Source organism: Nostoc sp. CHAB 5715 (assembly GCF_020829685.1).
In the GTDB taxonomy this organism is placed as follows: domain Bacteria; phylum Cyanobacteriota; class Cyanobacteriia; order Cyanobacteriales; family Nostocaceae; genus Nostoc.
On sequence record NZ_JAIVFR010000965.1, the window covers coordinates 1 to 2,776 of the forward strand.

At 40.2% G+C, this 2,776-nt stretch carries 3 protein-coding genes; all 3 read left to right on the plus strand.

What is annotated here, in order from left to right; translation table 11 throughout:
- The coding region (locus LC574_RS34425; RefSeq protein ID WP_229458090.1) for an RHS repeat domain-containing protein at nt 1-1,236 on the plus strand (1,236 nt) is incomplete at its 5' end.
- Nucleotides 1,237-1,293: 57 nt separating this feature from the next.
- On the plus strand, nt 1,294-2,385 hold the full coding sequence (locus tag LC574_RS34430) for an ankyrin repeat domain-containing protein (protein WP_229458091.1): 1,092 nt from the start codon (nt 1,294-1,296) through the stop codon (nt 2,383-2,385).
- 96 nt (nt 2,386-2,481) lie between these two features.
- A partial coding sequence (locus tag LC574_RS34435) for a hypothetical protein (RefSeq protein WP_229458092.1) occupies nt 2,482-2,776 on the plus strand: 295 nt, incomplete at its 3' end.

Sequence of the window (2,776 nt, forward strand, 5' to 3'; positions counted from 1 at the left end):
GTAGCACCTGCGATGGGTGGTGGTTTAGAGTCAACTGACTTGATTACTGATGGTAGTGGTAATTTGATTAGTAACTATATTTATGGCGGTAGTAGCAGTCCTTTCATGCGATTAGATGCGTCGGGTAATGCTGTATACTACCTGACTGATGCGATGGGTAGTGTGATTGGGTTGGCTGATGGTCAAGGTGCGAGTGCTGGTAAGTTCATTTATGATGCGTTTGGGAATATTCTTTCGCAAACAGGTGGTGATAATGCTGGTGGTGGTGACTTTAGGTTCCAGGGTCAGTGGTTGGAGTCGGAGAGTGGGTTGTATTATTTTAGGGCGAGGGATTATGACCCTGCAACGGGTTTGTTCTTGAGCCGTGACCCTGTGGATATTATTGACATGGAGCCAGAAAGCTTCAACCCGTATCAGTTTGTGTATAACAATCCGTTTGTTTATAGCGACCCAAGTGGTGAAATTACAATAACTGAAGTTCAAGCAAGTCTATCTCTGCAAAATGCTTTACAAGCTGTCAGGCAATATTCTGTAAATGAGGCACGTCAACGCCTTCAAGGAAAAGTCTATGAAGCTATAGGTAATGCAGCGTTAAATACTTTACAGAGTTATGTTCCTATCCCATCCGGTTTAAAAACAGTAATTGATAGTGCCCAGAACGCAGGAAATTACTTTGAGAAATGGTTTCAAGACACCTTTTGCGAATTTCTGCCGGATACAAGCCAGGTATTCTTCCAGCCAGGGGTAACAGAAAAAGGACAAGCTTATTACAGTGGATTCACATGCTCTGTGTATGGTTTACCGAATAATGAACGTGATTACCAAATACAAGAAGCTGGCATAGGAGGCGCAATGCGAAATGCGTCTAGACCAGATTTTATTGTTACACCTCCAGGCAGCTATCCACGATATGCACCTAATGGGAATGTTAGAAGTCCTAGTGGTCCAAACAGAAGCTGGCTTATTGGTGATTTTAAGCTATCTACAAAAACACTTTATAATGACTATGTTAAAGGACGTAATCCCCAAAAATTAAGGCAATGGAATGCAATAGCAAACTATGCATCCCAGAATGCATTTGGCTTTGCTGGCTTTATAACTTTATTCGGAGAGAATAGCGATGGCTTTTATGAGAAAAAACTAATTGAAAAGGCAGTAACTCAATCTAGTCAATATGCACGTATTGGATTGATTATTGCTACTATATTCCCTGATGCTAAGTCTCCTTTCAGATAATCTAAAGAATTTTAGTATTGTGATAGGAAATTTTTAGATAGACTACTACATCAATCCATGCCTAATACTGAACCTAAAAATAGAAAACTGTATGAAGCAGTTACCAATGGTGATATATCAACAGTACAAAAACTGATAGCCAGTGGTATCAATGTATATCAATTAGCTTACGGAGAGTGGGATGAAAGTTGGAAGGATTTCATCACCCCTTTAGAAAAAGCCGTGCAATTAGGTAATAAAGAAATCCTCCAAGTATTGCTTAAAGTTGGAGCTAACTTTCCATGCTGGCAACAAGAATACTTTTATCGGGCACTTAAAATCGCTTCTTATTTTGGCAATTTAGAAATGGTGCAACTCCTATTGCAGGCTGGAGGTGAAAATCAAAAGCAAATGGCAACTCAAGCACTGGTTTACGCCATTGAGCAAGAACACACTGATATAGCCAAAGTGTTGATAAAACTTGGCGCTGATATTAATTGGGAGAGTGATTTCGGAAAACCTTTGGAAGTCGCAACAAGAAAAGGAAATATCAATTTAGTAAAGCTGTTGATAGAAGCTGAAGTAGATGGTAAAGCAATTTGTGGTCTTGCATACACTGATAGCCTTGCTATAGCGGCAGAATATGGACATCAAGAAGTATTCGACTACTTATTTCCCCTAATTTCTGACCAAAAAGAGCGAGAATATGCCCAAAAAGAACTTGCACAAGGAATAATTCGCAAACAAAGAAGAGAGAATAAGCTTCTAAATGAGTTTTTTAAAGCGGTGGGAGAGGGAAGTCGTGAGGAAGAGGAAGATGTTGAGGCTGTTCGCAGGTTAATAGAAGCGGGGATGGATATCAATGCTTTTTGCGATACAGGTAAAACTGTAATTCATTTAGCTGCTTGCTGGGGTTCTATTACAATGATTGAATTACTAGCTGAGTTAGGTGCAGATTTGGATATCCTGGATGAAAGCAGAGATTCCACCCCATTAATGATGACAGTAACCAGACGAGACGTTAGGGCAATCCAAGTATTGATTAGAAGTGGAGCTAATGTCAATGCAAGAAATAGATACGGTCATACGGCTTTGTTTCTTGCAGAAAAAGATCCAGATACTCTTCCATTGATTATACAGATTTTACTAAAAGCAGGTGCTACATATTAATGCGATCGCACTTTCAATTACACTGCTGGTTATCAGTTAGATACTGTCACTGAGGGAGGTGAAACAGAAAACTACGATTATGACCAAAACGGTCGGTTGACGTTAATTCAGCGTGATGGTAAGACGTTTGATTTGAAGCATGATGCTTATGACCATTTAACTGAAGTCGAAAATGAAACCACTGGTGAGACGACGCAGTATATCTACGATGGGGCTGGTAACAGGGTTAAGGCGGTTGGAGGTATTCAGGAACGTAGATTCTTGGTAGCACCTGCGATGGGTGGTGGTTTAGAGTCAACTGACTTGATTACTGATGGTAGTGGTAATTTGATTAGTAACTATATTTATGGCGGTAGTAGCAGTCCTTTCATGCGATTAGATGCGTCGGGTA

Excerpts from the sequence above, each read along its gene's own strand:
- LC574_RS34430 (WP_229458091.1), top strand. The coding sequence starts at position 1,294 with ATGCCTAATACTGAACCTAAAAATAGAAAACTGTATGAAGCAGTTACC.